The 24,668-nt window shown below is 65.0% G+C and carries 19 protein-coding genes and 1 pseudogene; all 20 read left to right on the top strand.

Features of this window, described 5'->3' with window-relative positions:
- Positions 1-53 precede the first annotated feature (53 nt).
- Entirely contained in the window at positions 54-3,170 is a 3,117-nt protein-coding gene (locus tag ACSQ8Y_RS23845) for a DEAD/DEAH box helicase (protein ID WP_436268887.1), read from the top strand.
- Positions 3,171-3,173: 3 nt separating this feature from the next.
- Positions 3,174-4,217 carry an ATP-binding protein gene (locus ACSQ8Y_RS23840; RefSeq protein WP_436268886.1) on the top strand — a complete coding sequence of 348 codons (1,044 nt, stop codon included), beginning with the start codon at positions 3,174-3,176 and terminating at the stop codon, positions 4,215-4,217.
- Positions 4,218-4,307: 90 nt separating this feature from the next.
- Positions 4,308-4,988, top strand: a complete 681-nt coding sequence (locus tag ACSQ8Y_RS23835) for a response regulator transcription factor (RefSeq protein WP_436268885.1) — start codon at positions 4,308-4,310, stop codon at positions 4,986-4,988.
- 139 nt (positions 4,989-5,127) lie between these two features.
- Positions 5,128-6,735, top strand: coding sequence for a methyl-accepting chemotaxis protein (locus ACSQ8Y_RS23830; protein WP_436268884.1), 1,608 nt, complete (start codon positions 5,128-5,130; stop codon positions 6,733-6,735).
- A 106-nt stretch (positions 6,736-6,841) separates the two neighbouring features.
- The gene (locus tag ACSQ8Y_RS23825) at positions 6,842-7,534 is read left to right on the top strand and encodes a transposase (RefSeq protein WP_436268883.1); all 693 of its coding nucleotides are present in this window, start codon (positions 6,842-6,844) and stop codon (positions 7,532-7,534) included.
- Positions 7,535-7,726: 192 nt separating this feature from the next.
- On the top strand, positions 7,727-12,448 hold the full coding sequence (gene gltB / locus ACSQ8Y_RS23820; protein ID WP_436268882.1) for a glutamate synthase large subunit: 4,722 nt from the start codon (positions 7,727-7,729) through the stop codon (positions 12,446-12,448).
- Positions 12,449-12,472: 24 nt separating this feature from the next.
- Entirely contained in the window at positions 12,473-13,936 is a 1,464-nt protein-coding gene (locus ACSQ8Y_RS23815) for a glutamate synthase subunit beta (RefSeq protein ID WP_436268881.1), read from the top strand.
- Positions 13,937-14,192: 256 nt separating this feature from the next.
- Entirely contained in the window at positions 14,193-14,996 is an 804-nt protein-coding gene (locus ACSQ8Y_RS23810) for an ABC transporter ATP-binding protein (protein WP_436268880.1), read from the top strand.
- A complete protein-coding gene (gene mlaE / locus ACSQ8Y_RS23805) occupies positions 14,993-15,775 on the top strand; it encodes a lipid asymmetry maintenance ABC transporter permease subunit MlaE (RefSeq protein WP_436268879.1) in 783 nt (260 codons plus the stop codon). Before ACSQ8Y_RS23810 ends, mlaE begins: the two co-directional genes overlap by 4 nt.
- Positions 15,776-15,855: 80 nt before the next feature.
- Positions 15,856-16,326, top strand: a complete 471-nt coding sequence (mlaD, locus tag ACSQ8Y_RS23800) for an outer membrane lipid asymmetry maintenance protein MlaD (RefSeq protein WP_436268878.1) — start codon at positions 15,856-15,858, stop codon at positions 16,324-16,326.
- A gap of 1 nt (position 16,327) precedes the next feature.
- Complete coding sequence (locus ACSQ8Y_RS23795; protein ID WP_436268877.1) at positions 16,328-17,164, top strand: MlaA family lipoprotein; 837 nt, start codon at positions 16,328-16,330, stop codon at positions 17,162-17,164.
- Positions 17,165-17,195: 31 nt separating this feature from the next.
- On the top strand, positions 17,196-17,855 hold the full coding sequence (locus ACSQ8Y_RS23790) for an MlaC/ttg2D family ABC transporter substrate-binding protein (RefSeq protein WP_436268876.1): 660 nt from the start codon (positions 17,196-17,198) through the stop codon (positions 17,853-17,855).
- 34 nt (positions 17,856-17,889) lie between these two features.
- Complete coding sequence (locus ACSQ8Y_RS23785; RefSeq protein WP_436268875.1) at positions 17,890-18,234, top strand: STAS domain-containing protein; 345 nt, start codon at positions 17,890-17,892, stop codon at positions 18,232-18,234.
- Positions 18,235-18,426: 192 nt separating this feature from the next.
- Positions 18,427-19,338, top strand: coding sequence for an ABC transporter ATP-binding protein (locus tag ACSQ8Y_RS23780; RefSeq protein ID WP_436268874.1), 912 nt, complete (start codon positions 18,427-18,429; stop codon positions 19,336-19,338).
- A complete protein-coding gene (locus ACSQ8Y_RS23775) occupies positions 19,335-20,096 on the top strand; it encodes an ABC transporter permease (protein WP_436268873.1) in 762 nt (253 codons plus the stop codon). The genes ACSQ8Y_RS23780 and ACSQ8Y_RS23775 overlap by 4 nt, the downstream gene beginning before the upstream one ends.
- A gap of 50 nt (positions 20,097-20,146) precedes the next feature.
- Positions 20,147-20,383: a BolA family protein gene (locus ACSQ8Y_RS23770; RefSeq protein WP_057154127.1), complete on the top strand. Its 237-nt coding sequence runs from the start codon at positions 20,147-20,149 to the stop codon at positions 20,381-20,383.
- A 10-nt stretch (positions 20,384-20,393) separates the two neighbouring features.
- Complete coding sequence (murA, locus tag ACSQ8Y_RS23765) at positions 20,394-21,644, top strand: UDP-N-acetylglucosamine 1-carboxyvinyltransferase (RefSeq protein ID WP_436268872.1); 1,251 nt, start codon at positions 20,394-20,396, stop codon at positions 21,642-21,644.
- Positions 21,645-21,654: 10 nt separating this feature from the next.
- A complete protein-coding gene (gene hisG, locus ACSQ8Y_RS23760; protein WP_436268871.1) occupies positions 21,655-22,329 on the top strand; it encodes an ATP phosphoribosyltransferase in 675 nt (224 codons plus the stop codon).
- Between the two features lie 5 nt (positions 22,330-22,334).
- On the top strand, positions 22,335-23,666 hold the full coding sequence (gene hisD / locus ACSQ8Y_RS23755) for a histidinol dehydrogenase (protein ID WP_436268870.1): 1,332 nt from the start codon (positions 22,335-22,337) through the stop codon (positions 23,664-23,666).
- Positions 23,666-24,469: pseudogene (locus ACSQ8Y_RS23750) on the top strand (DNA-methyltransferase); the annotation flags it as partial. The gene hisD and the pseudogene ACSQ8Y_RS23750, both read left to right, overlap by 1 nt.
- Positions 24,470-24,668 lie beyond the last annotated feature (199 nt).

The following is a 24,668-nucleotide window of genomic DNA, read 5'->3' as shown; positions in this document are numbered from 1 at the left end:
ACCGACTTCAAACCGACCTCGATCAGTAAGATCTGTTAGAAATAATGCGCACTATGGATTTGACCCGCGACGAGACCCGCGAAACCACCACCGCCCCAGCACCAGCGACGGCGCCGGCTCCCCAGCTGCCCTATGCCGTCGCCACCTGGCTGCAGCGGGTGGATGCTGCCGCGCATCCGAAAGCCAAATTGCTGGCGGCCGAACCCGATCCCAAGCAGGCGCAGCCCCAATACAAGCTGATCTACGTGCTGGCGCCGACCAGCGGCGGCCGCCATGTGGCGCTGTGCCTGTACAAAGCCAGGCTGCGCCCGAACGGCGACGTGGCTGCCGCGACCCCGGTCAGCGAAGTGTTTTCCCTGCTGTCGGCCCCGCCCAGCTTCCTGGCGGCCGGCGACGAGGACTTGATTCGTTTCTTTGTGGCAATGCGCAGCGGCCCGAATTCGCAGACCGGCACCGCCACCGAGCCGCGCGGCAAGATCGGCGCGGCGCTGCTGAAGATGCTGGCCGAGCAAGACAAGCTGCTGTGGGCCAATTCCTGGGCCGACGTCGGCAACGGCCTGGTCTATCCGATGAAATTCGGCCCCCTGCGCCAGGCCAACCTGGCATGGCGCGAGGAAGGCAAGGGCTTGCGCCTGGGCTGGGCCGTGGAGCCGCCGGAAGGCGCGCGCCACCACGGCGCCGACCAGCTCGACTACATGCTGCCGACCGAGCCGCCGTGGTATATCGACAATCTTTCGTGCGGCGAACTGTTCCTGAACCAGGGCGGCGCCGAGATCCCGCTGGCCGAGCTGCAGGCGCTGGTGGCCCAGGCGCCGCTGCTCACCAGCAGCGACAAGCTGCGCGTGTCCCAGCTGCTGCTGGCGCACGGCCTGCAACAGCTGATGCCGCTGCCGCAGCCGCTGCCGCAGCGCGTGCGCCAGGACGTCAAGCCGCGCCCCATCCTGGCGCTGGACGCCGCCATGCTGTCCGACGGCAGCCTGCAGCGCTGGCACGATTTCGCCGTGCTGTCCTATGACTACGACGGCGAGCGCGTCTCCTTCGACCCGTCGCAGCGGGTGGTGCGCCAGCGCGGCGAGGTGACCGAGGTGATACAGCGCGACGAGCAGGCCGAGGCGGACGCGCTGGCCACCCTGGCCGCGCTCGGCTTCCGCAAGCCCAACGCGCTGCCGCTGTCGAGCGTGCGCGGCGCCCTGCTGCTGGCCGGCCAGGCCGACTGGCTGCGCTTCGCCGCCGACGGCGTGGCCGAATTGCAGGCGCAAGGCTGGCTGGTGGAGAAATCGGCCAAATACCGTTACGACGTGAACGCCGTGGACGGCTGGTACGCCGAGGTGGAAACCGACGACGCCGACGGCGGCAACGCCTGGTTCGACCTGGAGCTGGGCATCACGGTGGACGGCGAGCGCGTGCCGCTGCTGCCGGTGCTGGTGCAGATGATACGCAACGCCCCGCTGGACTTCAGCCCGAAGGCGCTGGCCGCCCACGCCGAGGAAGACCAGATGCTGGCCACCCTGGCCGACGGCAGCCGCGTGGCGCTGCCGTGGAACCGGGTCAAGCCGATCCTGGCCACCCTGGGCGAGCTGTACTTCAACGAAAAGATCAAGACCTCGGTCCACATGGCGACCCTGGACGCGGCGCGCCTGGACGAGCTGGCCCGCAACGTGGACTTCGAGTGGACCGGCGGCGAGGCCTTGCGCGACATGGGCCGCAAGCTCAACCAGTTCAACGCGGTCAAGCGGGTCGCCACCCCGGCCGGCCTGCGCGCCACCTTGCGTGACTACCAGTCCGACGGCCTGGCGTGGATGCAGTTCCTGCGCGAATATAACCTGGCCGGCATCCTGGCCGACGACATGGGCCTGGGCAAGACGGTGCAGACCCTGGCCCACATCCTGGTGGAAAAGGAGGCCGGGCGCCTGACGCACCCGGTGCTGGTGATCGCGCCGACCAGCCTGATGGGCAACTGGCAGGACGAGTCGGCCCGCTTCGCGCCCGAGCTGCGCGTGCTCTTGTTGCAAGGCAAGGACCGCATGCAGCAGTTCGAGCAGATCCAGCAGTCCGACCTGGTGCTGACCACCTACGCGCTGCTGCCGCGCGACGAGGAAAAGCTGCGCGAGGAGGAGTTCCACATGGTCATCCTGGACGAATCGCACTACATCAAGAACACCCGCTCCAAGGCGGCCCAGAGCGCCGGCCTGCTCAATGCCAGGCACCGGCTGTGCCTGTCCGGCACGCCGCTGGAGAACCACCTGGGCGAGTTGTGGTCGCAATTCCACTTCCTGCTGCCCGGCCTGCTGGGCGACGAGAAGGCCTTCAACGCCCAGTTCCGCCACCCGATCGAGCGCCAGGACGACCCGCAGCGCCGCGCGCTGCTGAACCGCCGCATCAAGCCCTTCCTGCTGCGCCGGACCAAGGACAACGTGGCCAAGGAATTGCCGGCCAAGACGGAAATGGTGCGCAAGGTCGAGCTGACCGGCGCCCAGCGCGACCTGTACGAAACCGTGCGCCTGGCCATGGACCAGAAAGTGCGCGAGGAAATCGACCGCAAGGGCGTGGCGCGCAGCCAGATCGTCATCCTGGAGGCGCTGCTCAAGCTGCGCCAGGTGTGCTGCGACCCGCGCCTGGTGAAGTCGCTGCCGTCGAAGAAGCAGACCGCCGGCTCGGCCAAGCTGACCGACCTGATGCAGATGATCGAGGATTTGCTGGAGGAGGGCCGCAAGATCCTGGTGTTCTCGCAGTTCACCTCGATGCTCGAGCTGATCGAAGAGGAGCTCGAGCTGCGCGACATCCCTTACGCGCTGCTGACCGGCGAAACCAAGGACCGCAGCGCGCAAGTGGCGGCCTTCCAGCAGGGCGCGGTGCCGCTGTTCCTGATCAGCCTGAAAGCGGGCGGCGTCGGCCTGAACCTGACGGCGGCCGACACCGTCATCCACTACGACCCGTGGTGGAACCCGGCGGCCGAGAACCAGGCCACCGACCGCGCCTGGCGCATCGGCCAGGACAAGCCGGTGTTCGTCTACAAGCTGATTGCCAAGGGCACGCTGGAGGAGAAGATCCAGGTGCTGCAGCAGAAGAAATCCGACCTGGCGCAGTCCATCCTGGCAGAAGGCGAGTCGCAGAAGATGGCGCTCACCCAGGAAGACTTGCAGCAGATCTTCGCGCCGCTGGCGGACTAGGCCATGAGCGTATCCCTGCCCCCGGCCGAACTGTACAAGCAGATCCTCGACAACAGCAGCGAGGTGCACTTCCTGCTGGACTGCGAAAGCGGCCGCATACAATACCTGAGCCCGGCCGCCGGGCGCCGCTTCGGCTACACGCTGGAGCGGGTGCAGGCGCTGTCGGACCAGCTGGTGGCCGACCTGCCCAAGCGCCTGGAGCGCTTCGCCGCCGGCGAACGCAGCCGCCTGCGCGTCAAGCGCGAAATGGAACTGCCGCATGCAGACGGCCACCTGATCCCGGTGGAAATCGAATCGACGCTGGTGCTCAACGAGATCGGCGCCGCGGTGGCGCTGTCGGGCTCGGTGCGCGACGTCAGCGAACGGCAGGAATGGCAGCAGCAGCAGAAAAAATTCGCCTCCATGCTGTCGCACGAGTTCCGCACCCCGCTGTCGACCATAGACGGCGCCGTCCAGCGCCTGGAAATGACCGGCGCCCACCACGACGAAGCGACCCGCAAGCGCTACACCAAGATCCAGACCGCGGTCGACCGCCTGCTGGCCATGCTGGACGAGTATCTGTCGCCCGAGCGCATGGCCAGCATAGGCCGCAAGCGCCAGCCGAACGAGGTGTCGCCGCTGGCGCTGCTGGAAAACGCGGCCGAGCAGGCCAAATCCCGCCGCGCGGCGATCCGGGTGCAGGAGGAGGGGCTGCCGCAATGGCTGCGCTGCGACCCGGCCGGCTTGCGCCTTGCCCTGGACATTTTGCTGGACAATGCCATAAAGTACACGGATGATAGTGCTGAGATAACACTTATCGGCAAAAAAGCAACAGAGGGTGGCATTGAATTGGCGGTATCGGACCAGGGGGCTGGCATACCTGCCGATGAAATGGGTAAGCTGTTCGACAGAGGCTTCCGCGGCCGCTCCGCCCACGGCGTGGCGGGCTCCGGCCTGGGCCTGTACATGGCGCGGGCGGTGGTGGAGGTGCACGGCGGCACGCTGACCGTGGAAAATTTCTCTGAAAGCGGCAAGAAATTCCGTATTTGGCTACCCATACCCGCGTAAGCCGGGAAAAACCTTGCGCCCCGCCTAGGCAACCGTGATAATTCTCGCACGCAAACTTAGGCTTGCAACACATTTAAGATTGGCGCATCAATGACGCAGATACTGATCGTGGAAGACAATCTGGACTATGCCGAGGAAATGGCGGAGTTCCTGATTGAGCTTGAACACGAAGTCCACATCACCAACAACGCCGGCGACATGTGGTCGGCCCTCAGCCAAGGCAATGTTGGCGTGGTGGTGCTCGACCTGGGCCTTCCGGACGAGGATGGCTTCAATGTCATTCCGCGCATGCGCCAGCTGTATCCGCAGATAGGCTTGCTGGTGCTGACCGGCCGCGTCGCCTTCGACAACCGCATCCTCGGCCTGCGCCTGGGCGCGGACCACTACCTGACCAAGCCGATCAAGTTCCCCGAACTGGCCGCCCATATCGAGGCGCTGGACCGCCGCGTCGGCCCGCAGGAGCCGCTGCCTGTGCTCAACAAGTGGACCTTGAAAGTCAGCGCCCGCCTGCTCGAACTGCAGGGCCATGCCATCACCCTGACCGAAAAAGAGTGCAACTTCCTGCATCTGCTGACAATTAACACCCGGCCCGTGCCGCGCCAGGTCATCGTGGCCGGCATAGGCGGCGACGATCCGGACGCCGGACGGCGCGTCGACATGCTGGTGTACCGCCTGCGCAAGAAGGCGCGCAGCGGCCTGGGCGAGGATCTGCCGCTGCGCAGCGCCTATGGCGAGGGCTACAGCCTGTCCGCCAGCTTCAATCTTTCTTGAGCGATTTCCAGCAAGTACTTTCAGCTAGCGTCGTCATCGTGACTTTTCGATAGTTTCCTCACGTCACATTTAATCTACTATGGACTTTCCAGCGCCGCCGAACCAGGGCTGACGGCGCGTCCATGGTAGGAGGGGTGCGATGAATTTTCGGAACTGGAAGATAGGGATGCGCTTGGGCGCGGGCTTCGGCGTCGTCATGCTGATGATGGTCTTGATGGCGGCGGCCGGCGTCTGGCGGCTGCAGGCGGTGGGCCGGCTGAGCGAGGACATGGTCGGCAGCGCCATGCTCAAGGAGCGCCTGACGGCCGAGTGGCACGGCCTGATCAGCATCAGCGGCGTGCGCGTGATCGCCTTCGCCCGCAACACCGAACAGGCCGAATCGAAAGGCGAAGCCGACAAGGCTGCCGCCACCCGCGAACGCGTCAACGCGATTCAAAAACAACTGGAAACCCTGCTTGCCGGCGGCGAGGAAAAACGCCTGTTCGACGCGGTCACGCCGGTGCGCAAGCAATACGCGGCGACGCGCGACGCGGTGTTCGCACTGAAAAAGGGCGGCGACGCAGACGGCGCCCGCAAGCTGGTGGAGGACAAGCTGGAAGCGCAGTTCGCCGCCTACCAGCAGGCGGTCAATGTCATCGGCGCGCACGAGGCCGGCGTGGGCCGGGAGCTGGCGGCCCAGGTGCAGCGGCAATACAGCGAGGGCCGCTGGTTCCTGCTGGCCATGGCGGGCGCCGCGTTGCTGCTGGGCACCTGGTTCGCCTATGTGCTGACGCGCTCGATCACCGCGCCGCTGCAGCAGGCCGTGCAGGTGGCGCAGACCGTCGCGGCCGGCGACTTGAGCAGCCAGATCCACGTCGGCCGCAGCGACGAGGCCGGCCAGCTGCTGCAGGCGCTCAAGGACATGAACGCCAGCCTGGTGCGCATCGTCGGCCAGGTGCGCGGCGGTACCGACACCATCGCCACCGCGTCCAGCCAGATCGCCAGCGGCAATATGGACCTGTCGGCGCGCACCGAGTCCCAGGCCAGTTCGCTGCAGGAGACCGCCGCCTCGATGGAGCAGATGACCGCCACCGTCAAGCAGAACGGCGACAACTCGCGCCAGGCGCACACGCTGGCGCTGACCGCCTCGGACGTGGCCCAGCGCGGCGGCGCCGTGGTCAGCCGGGTGGTCGACACCATGGGCATGATCAACGCGTCGGCGCTCAAGATCGTCGACATCATCGGCGTCATCGACGGCATCGCCTTCCAGACCAACATCCTCGCGCTGAACGCGGCCGTGGAAGCGGCCCGGGCCGGCGAGCAGGGGCGCGGCTTCGCCGTGGTGGCGACCGAGGTGCGCAACCTGGCCCAGCGCAGCGCGGCCGCCGCGCGCGAGATCAAGGTGCTGATCGGCGACTCGGTGGAGCAGGTGTCGACCGGCGCCAAGCTGGTCGACCAGGCCGGCAGCACCATGGAGGAGATCGTGGTCAATGTGCGGCGCGTCACCGACATCATCGGCGAGATCACCGCCGCCAGCGTGGAGCAGACCAGCGGCATCGAGCAGATCAACCGCGCCATCTCGCAGATGGACGAGGTCACGCAGCAAAACGCCGCGCTGGTGGAGGAGGCGGCCGCGGCGGCGGCCGCCCTGCAGGACCAGAGCCAGGCGCTGGCGCTGGCCGTCAGCGTGTTCCAGCTGGCAGCGCCGGCGGGCGCCGCGTCGCCACCGGCGGCCGCCGGCCGCCGCGCGCTGAGTTATTCCAGGTAAAGAGGGACGGAGTCGGCGAGATTTTTCGGCCGGGCGAAATAATCGGGGACAGAGTAGATGAAATGCGGTAGCATCGCGGCTCCAGCCACTCGCCCCGTCCCTGATCATGGCCCGCCTGCCCCGTCTTGTCGTTCCCTTCCAGCCGCACCACGTGGTCCAGCGCGGCCTCAACGGCCAGGCCGTGTTCCAGGACGCCGACGACTACGCCGCCTTCCTCGGCTGGCTGCGCAGCGCCGCCAAAAACTGGAAAGTGGCGGTGCACGCCTATGTGCTGACGCCGGACCAGCTGCATTTCCTGCTCACCCCCAGCGACCAGGACGGCCTGGGCTTGATGATGCAGTGGATAGGCCGCTATTACGTGCCCTATTTCAACCAGAAATACGGCCGCTCGGGCACGCTTTGGCAGGGACGCTACAAAACCTCCGTCATCGACGGCGAGACATATCTGATGAGCAATAGCCGCTATATCGAGTTCCTCCCGGTGCGCAGCGGCCTGGCCGCGCGGCCGGAGGACTATCCCTGGTCCAGCTACGCCCACCACGCCGGTTTGCGCAGCGACCCGGCGGTGACCGACCACGCGCTGTACTGGGCGCTGGGCAACACGCCCTTCCAGCGCGAGGCGGCCTATATCGAGCGCGCCGGGCAGGATCTGCCGGCAGACGAGATCGCCATCGTGGAGAAGGCGGTGCTCAAGGGCTGGCCGCTGGGTTCGGAGCGCTTCAAGACCGAGCTGCAAAACCGCGTGCAACGGCAGGTCTTGCCGGCCAAGCGGGGCCGGCCGTTCAAGAGACCCGCCTGAACCGGCACGGAAAACCAGGTGCCAACCCGGCGCCGCCGGGTTTTTTAATGGGCACTTCCACTCTGTCCCCAATTGAATTTTTGAGCGACGTGGAAAAAATTAATTCGACTCCGACCCTAATTGTTCTAGTTGAGTTTTTTGGTGCATTGCACTACTCTGGGTTTTCGATATTTAAAAGCAGTGGAGAAACGCATGATTTCGCAAGGTTTGTACGACCCAGCCAATGAACATGACGCTTGCGGCGTCGGTTTCGTCGCCCACATCAAGGGCAACAAGAGCCATTCCATCGTTGAACAGGGTCTGCTGATCCTGAAGAACCTGGACCACCGGGGTGCGGTCGGCGCGGACGCGCTGATGGGCGACGGCGCCGGCATCCTGATCCAGATTCCGGACCAGTACTACCGCGACGAAATGGCGAAACAGGGCGTGGAACTGCCGCCGCCAGGCGAATACGGCGTGGGCATGGTCTTCCTGCCGAAGGAAAACGCGTCGCGCATCGCCTGCGAACAGGAAATCGAGCGCGCCGTGCGCATCGAAGGCCAGGTCGTGCTGGGCTGGCGCAACGTGCCGGTCGACTACGACATGCCGATGTCGCCGACCGTGCGCGCCAAAGAGCCGCTGATCCGCCAGATCTTCATCGGCCGCGGCCCGGACATCATGGTCACCGACGCGCTCGAGCGCAAACTGTACGTGATCCGCAAATCGTCCGGCCACGCCATCCAGGCCTTGCAACTGCTGCACGGCAAGGAATTCTTCGTGCCGTCGATGTCGGCCCGCACCGTCGTGTACAAAGGCCTGCTGCTGGCCGACCAGGTCGGCGTCTACTATAAAGACCTGCAGGATCCGCGCTGCATCTCGGCGCTGGCGCTGGTGCACCAGCGTTTCTCCACCAACACCTTCCCGGAATGGCCGCTGGCCCACCCTTACCGCCTGATCGCCCACAACGGCGAGATCAACACCGTCAAAGGCAACTTCAACTGGATGCGCGCCCGCGAAGGCGTGATGAAGTCGGCCGTGCTGGGCGAAGACCTGCAGAAGCTGTTCCCGCTGATCTATGAAGGCCAGTCGGACACCGCCTGCTTCGACAACGCGCTGGAACTGCTGCTGATGGCGGGCTATCCGATCGCCCAGGCGATGATGATGATGATCCCTGAAGCCTGGGAAAACCACACCACGATGGACGACAACCGCCGCGCGTTCTACGAATACCACGCCGCCATGATGGAACCGTGGGACGGCCCGGCCGCCATGGCCTTCACCGACGGCCGCTACATCGGCGGCACGCTGGACCGCAACGGCTTGCGTCCGGCGCGCTACATCGTCACCGACGACGACCTGGTGGTGATGGCGTCCGAATCGGGCGTGCTGCCGATTCCGGAATCGAAAATCATCCAGAAGTGGCGTTTGCAGCCGGGCAAGATGTTCCTGATCGACTTGGAAGCGGGCCGCATCATCGACGATAAAGAACTGAAAGACACCTACGCCAACGCCAAGCCCTACAAGGCGTGGATCAACGCGGTGCGCATCAAGCTCAACGAAATCAAGCTGAGCGAAAGCCAGCAGGCGCACAACCGCGTCAAGTACAGCAGCGCGCCGGGCGAAAAAGCCGTGGCCTCGGTGCTGGACCGCCAGCAAGCCTTCGGCTACACCCAGGAAGACCTGCGCTTCCTGATGGCGCCTATGGCCGCCGCCGGCGAGGAAGCCACCGGCTCCATGGGCAACGACTCGCCGCTGGCCGTCATGTCCAACAAGCTCAAGCCGCTGTACAACTACTTCAAGCAGCTGTTCGCCCAGGTGACCAACCCGCCGATCGACCCGATCCGCGAAGCGATGGTGATGTCGCTGGTGTCCTTCATCGGCCCGAAACCGAACCTGCTCGACACCAACAACGTCAATCCGCCTATGCGCCTGGAAGTGTCGCAGCCCATCCTGGGCTTCGACGACATGGCCCGCCTGCGCGGCATCTCCCTGCATACCGGCGGCAAGTTCAAGTCCTATGAGCTGAACATCTGCTATCCGCTGGCATGGGGCAAAGAGGGCGTGGAAGCCTGCCTGGCCTCGCTGTGCGCCGAAGCGGTGGACGCGGTCAAGTCCGGCCACAACATCCTGATCGTGTCCGACCGTTCGGTCGGCGCGGACCGCGTGGCGATCCCGGCGCTGCTGGCCACCTCCACCATCCACCAGCACCTGGTCAGCAAGGGCCTGCGCGCCTCGACCGGCCTGGTGGTGGAAACCGGCTCGGCCCGCGAAACCCACCACTTCGCCCTGCTGGCGGGCTACGGCGCGGAAGCCGTCCACCCCTACCTGGCGATGGAAACGCTGCTGGAGCTGGCGCATGAAATGACGGGCGAACTGTCCGGCGAGCAAGCCATCTACAATTACACCAAGGCCATCGGCAAGGGCTTGATGAAGGTCATGTCCAAGATGGGCATCTCGACCTATATGTCCTACTGCGGCGCGCAGATCTTCGAAGCGATCGGCCTGAACAAGTCGCTGGTGAACAAATACTTCAAGGGCACGGCCTCCAACGTGGAAGGCATCGGCGTGTTCGAAGTGGCGGAAGAGGCGCTGCGCCTGCACAACCTGGCCTTCGGCAACGATCCGGTGCTGCGCGAAGCGCTGGACGCCGGCGGCGAGTACGCCTTCCGCGTGCGCGGCGAAGACCACCTGTGGACCCCGGACGCGATCGCCAAGCTGCAGCATTCGACCCGCGCCAACAACTACTCGACCTATAAAGAGTACGCGCAGATCATCAACGACCAGAGCAAGCGCCACCTGACCCTGCGCGGCCTGTTCGAGTTCAAGCTCGATCCGGCGAAAGCCATCCCGCTGGACGAAGTCGAGCCGGCCAAGGACATCGTCAAGCGTTTCGCCACCGGCGCCATGTCGCTCGGTTCGATCTCGACCGAAGCGCACGCCACGCTGGCCGTCGCGATGAACCGCATCGGCGGCAAGTCCAACACCGGCGAAGGCGGCGAGGATCCGGCGCGCTACACCAAGGAACTGAAGGGCATCCCGATCAAGCAGGGCGAAACCATGGCTTCCGTGGTGGGCTCCGAGCAGATCGTGGTCGACATCCCGCTGCAGGCGGGCGATTCGATGCGCTCGCGCATCAAGCAGGTGGCGTCGGGCCGCTTCGGCGTCACCGCCGAGTACCTGAACTCGGCCGACCAGATCCAGATCAAGATGGCGCAGGGCGCCAAGCCGGGCGAAGGCGGCCAGCTGCCGGGCCATAAAGTGTCCGAATACATCGCCCAGCTGCGCTTCTCGGTGCCGGGCGTGGGCCTGATTTCGCCGCCGCCGCACCACGATATCTACTCGATCGAAGATCTGGCACAGCTGATCCACGACTTGAAGAACGTCAATCCGCGCGCCTCGATCTCGGTCAAGCTGGTGTCCGAAGTCGGTATCGGCACCGTGGCCGCGGGCGTCACCAAGGCCAAGGCCGACCACGTGGTCGTGGCCGGCCACGACGGCGGCACCGGCGCTTCGCCGCTGTCCTCGGTCAAGCACGCCGGCACCCCGTGGGAGCTGGGCCTGGCGGAGACCCAGCAGACGCTGGTGCTGAACGGCCTGCGCAGCCGCATCCGGGTGCAAGCAGACGGACAGATGCGTACCGGCCGCGACGTCGTCATCGCCGCCATGCTGGGCGCCGACGAGATCGGTTTCGCGACCGCGCCGCTGGTGGTCGAGGGCTGCATCATGATGCGCAAGTGCCACCTGAACACCTGCCCGGTCGGCGTCGCCACGCAGGACCCCGTGCTGCGCGCCAAGTTCCAGGGCAAGCCTGAATACGTGGTCAACTATTTCTTCTTCGTCGCCGAGGAAGCGCGCCAGCTGATGGCCCAGCTGGGCATCCGCAGCTATGACGAGCTGATCGGCCGCGTCGACCTGCTGGACAAGTCGAAAGCCGTGAGCCACTGGAAAGCGAAAGGCCTGGACTTCAGCGCCATCTTCTACCAGCCGGAAGTGCAGAACGGCCAGGCCATCCGCCACGTCGAAGACCAGGACCACGGTCTGGACAAGGCGCTGGACCACAAGCTGATCGCGCAAGCGAAAGCCGCGCTGGAGAAGGGCGAACGCGTCTCCTTCATCTCGCCGGTGCGCAACGTCAACCGCACCGTCGGCACCATGCTGTCGGGCGAAGTGGCCAAGCGCTACGGCCATGCAGGCTTGCCGGACGACACCATCCACATCCAGCTGCAAGGCACGGCCGGCCAGTCCGCCGCCGCCTTCCTGGCGCACGGCATCACCATCGACCTGGTGGGCGAGGGCAACGACTACGTCGGCAAGGGCTTGTCGGGCGGCCGCATCATCGTGCGTCCGAACACCGAGTTCCGCGGCTGGGCGGTCAACAACATCATCATCGGCAACACCGTGCTGTACGGCGCGATCGCCGGCGAAGCCTTCTTCAACGGCGTGGCGGGCGAGCGTTTCGCTGTGCGTAACTCGGGCGCCACCACCGTGGTCGAAGGCCTGGGCGACCACGGCTGCGAATACATGACCGGCGGCACCGTCGTGGTACTGGGCGCCACCGGCCGCAACTTCGCGGCGGGCATGTCGGGCGGCATCGCCTACGTGTACGACCCGGACGGCGATTTCGCGCAGAAATGCAACCCGGCCATGGTCAGCCTGGAAGCCGTGGTGCCGGCGTCGGAGCAGAAGGTGGACCAGACCACCTGGCACGCCCAGCACCGCGACGGCGAGGCGGAGGCCGACGAGGTCATCCTGAAGCGCCTGATCGAGCGCCACTTCAAGCACACCGGCAGCACCCGCGCCCGTCTGCTGCTCGACAACTGGGCCGAAGGCCGCGCCAAGTTCGTGAAAGTGTTCCCGAACGAATACAAGCGCGCGCTGATCGAGATGGCTGAAAACGCCGCGCTGGAAATGGAAACCCAGGCCATCGCTGCCTGATCTGGACAAGAATAAGGAAATATCGTGGGTAAAATCACCGGCTTCATGGAATTCAAGCGTCAGGATGAGAGCTATCTGGCTCCCGAGTCGCGCCTCAAGAACTACAAGGAATTCGTCCTGCACCTGAGCAACGAGCAGGCCAAGGTGCAGGGCGCGCGCTGCATGGACTGCGGCATCCCGTTCTGCAACAACGGCTGCCCGGTCAACAACATCATCCCGGACTGGAACGACCTGGTTTATCGCGGCAACTACCGCGACGCGCTGGACGTGCTGCACTCGACCAACAACTTCCCGGAATTCACCGGCCGCATCTGCCCTGCGCCGTGCGAGTCCGCCTGCACCCTGGGCATCAGCGACGATCCGGTCGGCATCAAGTCGATCGAGCACAAGATCATCGACGAAGGCTGGGCGCACGGCTGGGTGGTGCCGGAACCGTCGGCCACCCGCACCGGCAAGAAGGTCGCCGTGGTCGGTTCCGGCCCCGCCGGCCTGGCCGCGGCCCAGCAGCTGGCCCGCGTCGGCCACGACGTGACCGTGTTCGAGAAGAGCGACCGCGTCGGCGGCCTGCTGCGCTACGGCATCCCCGACTTCAAGATGGAAAAGTCGCACATCGACCGCCGCGTCGAGCAGATGCAGGCCGAAGGCGTGACCTTCCGCACCAGCGTGCTGATCGGCAAGGACTTCCCGGCCAACGTCAACAACTGGGCCAAGGAAACCATCTTCCCCGAGGACCTGGAGAAGGAATTCGACGCCGTGGTCCTGGCCGGCGGCGCCGAGCAGCCGCGCGACCTGCCGGTTCCCGGCCGCGAACTGAAGGGCGTGCATTTCGCCATGGACTTCCTGCCGCAGCAGAACAAGGTCAACGCCGGCGACAAGGTGAAGGACCAGATCAAGGCCACCGGCAAGCACGTGGTCGTGATCGGCGGCGGCGACACCGGTTCCGACTGCGTCGGCACCTCCAACCGCCACGGCGCCGCCTCGGTGACCCAGTTCGAACTGATGCCGATGCCGCCCGAGCAGGAAAACAAGCCGCTGGTGTGGCCGTACTGGCCGACCAAGCTGCGCACCTCCTCTTCGCACGAGGAAGGCTGCGAGCGCGACTGGGCCGTCGCCACCAAGCGCCTGGAAGGCAAGGGCGGCAAGGTCGAGAAGCTGATCGCCTGCCGCGTGGAATGGAAGGACGGCAAGATGGCCGAAGTGCCGAATTCCGAATTCGAAATGAAGGCCGACCTGGTGTTCCTGGCCATGGGCTTCGTGTCGCCGGTGCAGAACATCCTGGACGCCTTCAGCGTCGAAAAAGATGGTCGCGGCAACGCCAAGGCCGCCACCGAGGGCGAGCACAGCTACAAGACCTCGGCACCGAAAGTATTTGCAGCAGGCGACATGCGCCGTGGCCAGTCCCTGGTGGTCTGGGCCATCCGCGAAGGGCGCCAGTGCGCCCGCGCAGTCGATGAATTCCTGATGGGTTCGTCCGTCCTGCCGCGCTGATTCCCAGTAGTGGTTTTCACTCCCACCGGAGCACGACGGGCGATCCTCGTTGGCTCCGGTTTTTTTTCGCGCGCGCCGCCCGGACCGCCTCGTGTTGCGGCGCAACAAATCCCTACCTATTTCCAATTGTAAATTGATGACTTGGCAGTTATTAATGTTGTAGTATTTGCCTCTTGTCTACCCCTCATATAGGGGCTCTCAGCAGAGCTTGGCGTTTCTGCACTACAATACGGGATTCAAAAAAGTGAGCGTGGTCGTGCCGAATCTAGTCGAAATCCGTGATTTACACTTCTCCTATGGAAAAAGGTCGATTCTGTCGGGCCTCCAGATGGACTTCCCGCGCGGGAAGGTGGTGGCGGTCATGGGCGGCTCGGGCAGCGGCAAGACTACGGTGCTGCGCTTGATCGGCGGCCAGATCCGCCCGTCCAGGGGAAGCGTGTCGGTCGACGGCCAGGTCGTGCACAAGCTGAAAACCGCCGATTTGTATCTGTTGCGCCGCAAAATGGGCATGCTATTCCAGCACGGCGCGCTGTTCACCGACCTGACCGTGTACGAGAACGTGGCCTTCCCGCTGCGCGAGCACACCGACCTGCCGGAAGAGCTGATCCGCGACCTGGTGCTGATGAAGCTGCACGCGGTCGGCCTGCGCAACGCCGCCAGGATGAAGCCGGGCGAGATTTCCGGCGGCATGGCGCGCCGCGTCGCGCTGGCCCGCTCCATCGCGCTCGACCCGCAGTTGATCATGTACGACGAGCCTTTCGCCGGCCTGGACCCGATATCGATGGGCGTGACCGCCAACCTGATCCGCAATCTGAACGACGCGCTCGGCTCGACCACCATCCTGGTCTCGCACGACGTGAAGGAATCGTTCCACATCGCCGACTATGTCTATTTCCTGTCGCAGGGCAAGGTTGTCGCGCACGGCACGCCGGATGAAATGATGGTCTCGACCGACCCTTACGTGAAGCAATTCGTGCACGCCGAGGCCGACGGCCCCGTGCCCTTCCATTATCCGGGCAAGAGCCTGGCGGCCGACCTGGGCCTGGGAGAACGCGCATGATAGGCCGCATCCTGGAACGCCTGGGCAGCTGGGTGCGCGACCACGTCGAAGGCGTGGGCTACAGCACCCGCACCTTCTTCTACATGCTGGGCGTATCGCCCGGCCTGCTGCGCCGGCCGCGCCTGATCGTCGAGCAACTGCACTTCATCGGCAACTATTCGCTGGTCATCATCACCCTGTCCGGCCTGTTTGTCGGCATGGTGCTGGGCCTGCAGGGTTATTACACGCTTAACAAATACGGCGCCGAGCAGTCGCTCGGCCTGCTGGTGGCGCTGGGCTTGACCCGCGAACTGGGGCCGGTCATCACCGCGCTGCTGTTCGCCGGCCGGGCCGGCACCTCGCTGACCGCCGAAATCGGCCTGATGAAGGCCGGCGAGCAGCTGTCGGCCATGGAAATGATGGCGGTGAACCCGGTGCAGCGCGTGCTGGCCCCGCGTTTCTGGGCCGGCGTGATCGCCGTGCCGGTGCTGGCCTCGATTTTCAGCGCGGTCGGCATTTTCGGCGGCTACCTGGTCGGCGTACAGCTGATCGGCGTCGACGAGGGCGCCTTCTGGTCGCAGATGCAGGGCGGCGTGGACATCTGGAAGGACGTGTTCAACGGTTTCGCGAAAAGCATCGTGTTCGGCATCGCCATCACCTTCATCGCGCTGTACCAGGGCTACGAAGCCCGCCCGACGCCGGAAGACGTGGCCGGCGCCACCACCCGCACGGTGGTGATCTCGTCGCTGATGATCTGGTGGCTGGACTTCATGCTGACGGCCCTGATGTTCAGCAAATAGTGTGCAAATAGTGTTGTTCTGCAACTGAGTTCGCTAAGGCGCGCTGCGCCTCAGAAATAAAAACAAGTTAGGATAGTGTCATGCAACGTAAATCTCTGGATCTGTGGGTGGGTTTGTTTGTGGTGCTGGGCGTGGCCGCCTTGGCCTTTCTGGCGCTGAAAGCCGGCAACGCGAGCTCCCTGTCCTTCGCCAAGACCTATGAAGTGACGGCCAAGTTCGACAACATCGGCAGCTTGCGCGAGCAGGCCGCGGTCAAGGCGTCCGGCGTGGTGGTCGGCCGCGTGGCCCGCATCCGCTTCGACGACAAGTCTTATAAGGCGCTGGTGACCCTGAATATGGAAACCGGCTACAACTTCCCGAAAGACAGCTCGGCTAAAATCCTGACCGCGGGCTTGCTGGGCGAACAATATGTCGGCATCGAGGCCGGCGGCGACACCAACAACCTGGTGGAGGGCGACAAGATCGCCCGCACCCAGTCCGCCACCGTGCTCGAGGACCTGATCAATCAATTTATCTACAGCAAAGCTGCAGAAGGAAAGGATGGCAAGTAAGATGGCAAATTCTTTGAGCGCATCGACGAAATTCCGTTCCCTGGCCCTGGCTGTGGTGGCCGCCGCCGCCCTGACCGGCTGCGCCGGCCCGAACCCGCGCGACCCCTACGAGGGCTTCAACCGCAGCATGTTCAAGTTCAACGACGCGATCGACCAGGCCGCGCTGAAGCCGGCCGCCACCGCCTACAAGAACGTGCTGCCGACCTTTGTGCAGACCGGCGTCAACAACTTCTTCGGCAACCTGTCCGACGTCTGGACCGCTGCCAACGGCTTTATGCAGGGCAAGGGCGAGCAGGGCATGTCGGACGTGATGCGCGTGGCGCTGAACTCCACCTTCGGCCTGCTGGGCGTGCTGGACATCGCCTCCGAGGCCGGCTTGCGCAAGCACAACGAGGACTTCGGCCAGACCCTGGGCTACTGGGGCGTGGCCTCCGGCCCTTACCTGATGCTGCCGCTGCTGGGCCCGTCCACCGTGCGCGACACGGTGGCGCTGCCGCTCGATATCAAGGCCGACCCTTGGCAATACAAAGATCCTGTCAACGTCCGCAACATCGGAACCGTTACTCGGGTAATCGATCAGCGCGCTGTGCTGCTCGACGCGTCCAACCTGATGGAGGAAGCCGCGCTGGACCGCTACGAGTTCGTGCGCGATAGTTTCCTGCAGGCACGCCAGAGCAAGGTGTTCAACGGCGAGTCCGGCCCGCGCGGCGGCAAGGACAACGAGAAGAAAGACGCGAAACCGCCGGCGGCCGACGCGGAAAGCGCCAAGGAAGCGGCGCCTCCCACCGCCGAGGCTATAATGGCGCCACCGGCTGCGGAAAACAACGCCAGCCTGTGACCCTGAAGCACACATATAAGGTTTAATACAGATGAAATTGATCAAGCAACTTTTCGCCTTCGCCACGGTCGCTTTCGCTTCCGCAGCGATCGCCGCCACCGCAGCCCCGGCCCCGGTCGGCAATGAAGCACCGGACGTGCTCGTCAAGCGCATCAGCCAGGACGTGCTGGACACGGCCAAGGCCGACAAGGAAATCCAGGCCGGCAACCAGAAGCGCGTGATGGACCTGGTCGAAACCAAGATCCTGCCCTATGTCGACTTCCAGCGCATGACGTCGCTGGCGGCCGGCCGCTACTGGCGCGAGGCGAGCCCGGAACAGCAGAAACAGCTGGCCACCGAGTTCCGCTCGCTGCTGATCTACACCTACTCGGGCGCGCTGTCCCAGGTGAAAAACGAAACCGTCGAATTCAAGCCGCTGCGCGCCGATCCGGGCGACACCGAAGTCGAAGTGCGTTCGCAGGTGAACGTGGCCCGTGGCGAACCGATCCCGCTGAACTACCGCGTGGCCAAGTCGCCCACCGGCTGGAAGATCTACGACATCAACGTGCTGGGCGCGTGGCTGGTCGAGACCTACAAGGGCACGTTCGCTTCGGAAATCAGCAAGGGCGGCATCGACGGCCTGATCAAGACCTTGTCCGAAAAGAACAAGAAGCTGGCCAGCAAGCCGATCAAGGCTGCTTCCGCTAAATAACGACGCCACATTCGACGCCACATTCGACGATATCATGTCCGCCACCACCGACAACATGCAGTCCCTCACGTCCCTGACCGTCGCCAACGCCACGGCGGCGCTGGAGCAGGGCGTGGCGGCCATCCTTGCCGGCCAGTCCGTGTTCGACCTGCGCAATGTGCAGGCGGTGGACTCGGCGGCCGTGTCGGTGATGCTGGCGTGGCAGCGCGCGGCGCACGAGGCCGGCATGAAGCTCGAGCTGAAGAACCTGCCCGCCAACCTGAAGAGCCTGACCAAGCTGTACGGCGTGTGCTCGCTGGTGTCGCCGTCGCTGACCGATTGCGGCGATGCCTCCGCTCTCCCCCAGGCGGCCGCCGAGCCGCAGCATCACCATCATTGACCCCCGCCTTCCCCCCGCGCAGCATCGTATCAGCAGCAGTATCCGCTGCAGCGCCGAGCCAGTCCGGCGTAAGCCAAGCAAATATCCAATATAATTGACCGTTGCCGTTGCCTGAGTGCCACGGCGCTTCGCATCTCCGGGCCCTGTGCCCTTCCCGCGACGGTCTGTGCCGAAGCCAACTATAAGACTAGCATGCCAGCAATCCAAATCAGCAATGTCGAGAAGCGCTACAAGTCGCTCCAGGCACTGGGCGGCGTCTCCCTCACCATCGAGGAGGGCGAGTTCTTCGGCCTGCTTGGCCCCAATGGTGCCGGAAAAACAACACTCATCTCCATCATCGCCGGCCTGATCCGCCCCGACGCGGGCAAGGTCAGCATCCATGGCCACGACGTCACCACGGACTTCCGTGAGGCGCGCCGCAAGCTCGGCGTGGTGCCGCAGGAGCTGGTGTTCGACCCCTTCTTCACCGTGCGCGAAACCCTGCGCCTGCAGTCCGGCTATTTCGGCCTGCCCAACAACGACAAGTGGATCGACGAGGTGATGGACAACCTCGACCTGACCGGCAAGGCGGACGTCAATATGCGCGCCCTGTCCGGCGGCATGAAGCGCCGCGTGCTGGTGGCCCAGGCGCTGGTGCACAAGCCGCCCGTCATCGTGCTCGACGAGCCGACCGCCGGCGTCGACGTGGAACTGCGCCAGACGCTGTGGAAATTTATCTCCCGCCTGAACCGCGAGGGCCACACCGTGGTGCTGACCACGCACTACCTGGAGGAGGCGCAGGCGATGTGCAAGCGCGTCGCCATGCTCAAGAGCGGCAAGGTGGTGGCGCTCGACACCATGTCAGCGCTGATCCGCCGCATCTCCGGCTCGCAGCTGATCCTGCATCTGAAGCAGGGGGCGCTGCCGGAAGACCTGCGCCACCTGGTCACGCACCCGGAGGACGCGGCGCTGGGCAAATACAGCCTGCGCATCAACGAGGTCACCGAAGTGGAGGCTATCCTGGCGCGCGTGCGCGAAAGCGGCGCCGTCATCGACGAGATGCAGCTGCAGCAGGCCGACCTGGAAGACATCTTCCTGCAGATCATGGACAAGGGGGCCTTATGATATCGACCGGCTTCCGCACCCTGGTCTACAAGGAAACGCTGCGCTTCTACAAGGTCGCGACGCAAACCGTGGCCGCGCCCATCCTGACCGCCATGCTCTACCTGCTGATCTTCGGCCACGTGCTCGAAGGCCGCGTGCAGGTGTATCCGGGCGTGACGTACACCGCCTTCCTGATCCCCGGGCTGGTGATGATGAGCGTGCTGCAGAACGCCTTCGCCAATTCCTCGTCCTCTCTGATCCAGTCCAAGATCACCGGCAACCTGGTGTTCGTGCTGCTCACGCCGCTGTCGCACTGGGAAATCTTCTCGGCCTACGTGATCGCCGCCATGGTGCGCGGCCTGGTGGTGGGGACGGGCGTGTTCGTCGTCACCGCCTGGTTCGCCGACATGCGCTTCGTGGCGCCGCTGTGGATACTGGTGTTCGCCCTGCTGGGCGCCGCCATCCTCGGCACCATGGGCCTGATCGCCGGCATCTGGGCCGAGAAATTCGACCAGCTGGCCGCGTTCCAGAACTTCCTGATCATGCCGCTGACCTTCCTGTCCGGCGTGTTCTATTCTATCCATTCGCTGCCGCCGTTCTGGCTCACCGTGTCGCATCTGAATCCGTTCTTCTACATGATAGACGGCTTCCGCCACGGTTTCTTCGGCCAGTCCGACGTCAACCCATACCTCAGCCTCGGCATCGTCGGCGCCTTCCTGGCCGTGCTGTCCTTGCTGGCCATTCGTTTATTGAGCAGCGGTTATCGCTTACGCCATTAAGTGCCACTGATAAGCGCCACTGATAAGCACCACTGATAGGAACCACCACCATGACCACCACCCCTGAAGCGATCCACGGCTACATCGCCGCCGGCCTCGAATGCACCCACCTCGAAGTGGAGGGCGACGGCCAGCACTTCCAAGCCGTTATCGTCTCGCCGGCGTTCGCCGGCAAGCGCCCCATCCAGCGCCACCAGCTGGTGTACGCGGCCTTGGGCGACCGCATGCGCGAGGAAATCCACGCGCTGTCGATGAAAACGCTGACCCCAGAAGAATACCAAGGCTAAGGACGACACCATGGACAAACTCCTCATCACGGGCGGCAAGCGCCTGGTCGGCGACGTCACCATCTCCGGCGCCAAGAACGCGGCGCTGCCCATCCTGTGCGCCGGCCTGCTGACGGCGGGCGACGTGGTGCTGGACAATGTGCCGCACCTGCACGACGTGGCCACCATGCTCAAGCTGCTGGGCCAGACCGGCCTGAAGGTGGCGCAGGACGGCGACAGGGTCACCCTGAACGGCAGCGCCATCGACAAGCTGGAAGCGCCCTACGAGCTGGTGAAAACCATGCGCGCCTCCATCCTGGTGCTGGGCCCGCTGCTGGCGCGCTTCGGCGAAGCGAAAGTGTCGCTGCCGGGCGGCTGCGCCATCGGCTCGCGCCCGGTGGACCAGCACATCAAGGGCTTGCAGGCGCTGGGCGCCGAGATCACCATCGACGCCGGCTACATCTACGCCAAGTGCAAGAAACTGAAGGGCGCCCGCATCGTGACCGACATGATCACGGTCACCGGCACCGAGAACCTGCTGATGGCCGCCACCCTGGCCGAAGGCGAGACCATCCTGGAAAACGCCGCGCGCGAGCCGGAAGTGACCGACCTGGCCAACCTGCTGGTGGCCATGGGCGCGCAGATCGCCGGCATCGGCACCGACCGCCTGGTGATCCAGGGCGTGCCAGAATTGCACGGCGCCTCCCACGCGGTGATCTCGGACCGCATCGAAGCGGCCACCTTCCTGTGCGCCGTGGCGGCCACCGGCGGCGACATCACGCTGCGCAACACCCGCACCGACATCATGGACGCGGCGCTCGACAAGCTGCGCGAAGTCGGCCTGCAAATGACCATCGGCAAGGATACGATACGCGCCCAGATGGACGCGCGCCCCAAGCCGGTCACCTTCCGTACCACCGAATACCCTGGCTTCCCGACCGATATGCAGGCCCAGTTCATGGCGGTGAACACCATCGCCACTGGCGCCAGCCGCGTGACCGAAACCATTTTCGAGAACCGCTTCATGCACGTCCAGGAGATGAACCGCCTGGGCGCGGCAATTGAAACCGACGGCAACACGGCCTTTATCAAAGGCGTGGACCAGCTGGTGGGGGCGCCCGTGATGGCGACCGACCTGCGCGCTTCGGCTTCGCTGGTGATCGCAGGCCTGGCCGCCAAGGGCGAAACGCTGATCGACCGCATCTATCACCTCGACCGCGGCTACGACCGCATGGAAGTGAAGCTTCAGGCGATCGGCGCCAACATCAGCAGAATCAAGTAAAGAGACCATCATGAGCGGATTTAACAGCGACGCCAATTCCCAGCTGATCCTTGCGCTGTCGAAGGGCCGTATTTTCGAAGACACCTTGCCGCTGCTCGAAGCGGCCGGCATCACCGTCACCGAGAACCCGGAAACTTCGCGCAAGCTGATCCTGGCCACCAACGATCCCAATGTGCGCGTGCTGATCGTGCGCGCCACCGACGTGCCGACCTATGTGCAACATGGCGCGGCGGACTTCGGCGTGGCCGGCAAGGACGTGCTGATCGAGCACGGCGGCGAGGGCCTGTACCAGCCGGTGGACCTGAACATCGCGCAGTGCCGCATGTCGGTCGCTGTCAAATCCGGCTTCGACTACGAGGCCGCCGTGCGCCAGGGCGCGCGCCTGCGCGTGGCCACCAAGTTTACCCAGACCGCGCGCGAGCACTTCGCCGCCAAGGGCGTGCACGTGGACCTGATCAAGCTGTACGGCTCGATGGAGCTGGCGCCGCTGGTCGGCCTGTCGGACGCCATCGTCGACCTGGTGTCGACCGGCAGCACGCTGCGCGCCAACAATCTGGTGGAAGTCGAAGAGATCATGCAGATCTCCTCGCGCCTGGTGGTAAACCAGGCGGCGCTCAAGCTCAAGCGCCAGCGTTTGCAACCGATCATCGAAGCCTTCGAGCGCGCTTCGAAGCTGGGAAGGTGAACACCATGCCTATCCAGATCAGCAAACTCGATTCCACCGAGCCCGGCTTCCAGCAGCGCCTCGGCACGCTGCTGGCGTTCGAAGCGTCCACCGACGACGCCATCGAAACCGCCGTCGCCAGGATTTTGTCCGACGTGAAGGCGCGCGGCAACGCCGCGGTGCTGGAATACACCAACCGTTTCGACCGCCTGCCCAACGGCGGCGCCGCCTCGGTCGACACGCTGGACCTGCCGCAGGCCGAATTGCAGGCCGCGCTGGACGCGCTGCCGGCAGCGCAGCGCGCCGCGCTGCAGGTGGCGGCCGACCGCATCCGCGTGTTCCACGAGCGCCAGAAGCAGGAACTGCATGGTTTCACTTACACCGAGCCGGACGGCACGGTGCTGGGCCAGCGCATCACGCCGCTGGACCGCGTCGGCATCTACGTCCCGGGCGGCAAGGCCGCCTATCCGTCGTCGGTGCTGATGAACGCGATACCGGCGCAGGTGGCCGGCGTCGGCGAGATCATCATGGTGGTGCCGACCCCGGACGGCGTGAAGAACCGGATGGTGCTGGCCGCCGCCGCGCTGGCCGGCGTCACGCGGGTGATCACCATCGGCGGCGCGCAAGCCGTCGGCGCGCTGGCCTACGGCACCGAGACCATCGCCGCCGTCGACAAGATCGTCGGCCCCGGCAATGCCTACGTGGCGGCCGCCAAGCGCCGCGTGTTCGGCACCGTCGGCATCGACATGATCGCCGGCCCGTCCGAGATCCTGATCGTGTGCGACGGCACCACCGACCCGGACTGGGTGGCCATGGACCTGTTCTCGCAGGCCGAGCACGACGAGCTGGCGCAGGCTATCCTGCTGTGCCCGGACGCGGACTATATCGCGCAGGTGGAAGCGAGCATAGAAAAGCTGCTGCCGACGATGCCGCGCCAGGAAGTGATACGCACTTCGCTGAGCGACCGCGGCGCGCTGGTCAAGGTGCGCGACATGGACGAAGCCTGCGCCATCGCCAACAGCATCGCCGCCGAGCACCTGGAGATTTCCGCCGCCGAACCGCAGCAATGGGCAGACAAGATCCGCCACGCGGGCGCCATGTTCCTGGGCCGCTACTCGTCCGAATCGCTGGGCGACTACTGCTGCGGCCCGAACCACGTGCTGCCGACCTCGCGCACCGCGCGCTTCTCGTCGCCGCTGGGCGTATACGACTTCCAGAAGCGTTCGTCCATCATTCATGTTTCCGAAGCCGGCGCGCAAACACTGGGCAAGGTCGCGGCCGAACTGGCCTACGGCGAAGGCCTGCAGGCGCATGCCCGCAGCGCGGAGCTGCGCATCAAGGCGAGCGGAACCGACTGATGAGCGACTGGCTGAACCAGGTCTTTTGCGAGGATGCGCTGTCCGGACTGGCGCGCATCCCGGACGGCTGCGTCGACCTGATCCTGACCGATCCGCCCTACAACCTGGGCAAGGATTACGGCAATGCATCGGACCAGCAAACGGTGGAGGAATACCTGCGCTGGACCGAGCAGTGGATAGACGCGGCGCTGCCCAAGCTCAAGCCCAACGGCAGCCTGTACATCTTCCTGACCTGGCGCTTTTCGCCGGAGATCTTCGTCATGCTGAAACAGCGCATGACGATGATGAATGAAATCATCTGGGACCGCCGCGTGCCGTCGATGGGCGGCAGCGTGCGCAGCTACTCGTCGGTGCACGACACGGTGGGCTTTTTCGTCGGCCGCAAGGATTACTACTTCGACCTGGACGCCGTGCGCATCCCCTACGACGCCGAGACCAAGAAGGCGCGCTCGCGCTCCATCTTCATCGGCGCCAAGTGGCTGGAAGTGGGCTACAACCCGAAGGACGTGTGGAGCGTGTCGCGCCTGCACCGCGAGCACCCGGAGCGCGCCAACCATCCGACCCAGAAGCCGCTGGAGATCATCGAACGCATGGTCAAGGCCTCGTGCCCGCCGGGCGGCGTGGTGCTGGACCTGTTCATGGGCAGCGGCACCACCGCGCTGGCAGCGCGCCGCTGCGGCCGCCAGTTCGTCGGTTTCGAACTGAACGCCGAATATTGCGCCATCATAGGCGAGCGCCTGGCCGCGCTGGAAACCATCGAAGCGCTGGCGATCGCCGCCGCGCCTGACAAACCGGCCAAGGCGAAGACGAGGGGGAAGGCCAAGGCGAAACCGGCCGCCGCCGGGCCCGGAGCCCAGGCAAAGGCCATGGCAGCCTCCGCCGGCACGCCTGCCAGGCCCGCGCGCAAACGCGCCGCCACCCCAGCTGACGCCGTCAAACCCGCAGGCGTCAAATCCGCGGCCGCAAAGAGCGCGGCCGCCAAACCGGCAGCCGGCAAGCCCC

Origin of the sequence: Pseudoduganella sp. LjRoot289, assembly GCF_964252925.1 — a bacterium.
GTDB lineage: Bacteria > Pseudomonadota > Gammaproteobacteria > Burkholderiales > Burkholderiaceae_D > Rugamonas.
Note: the sequence above shows the minus strand (reverse complement) of the source record. Positions and strands in the feature narration are given on the sequence as shown.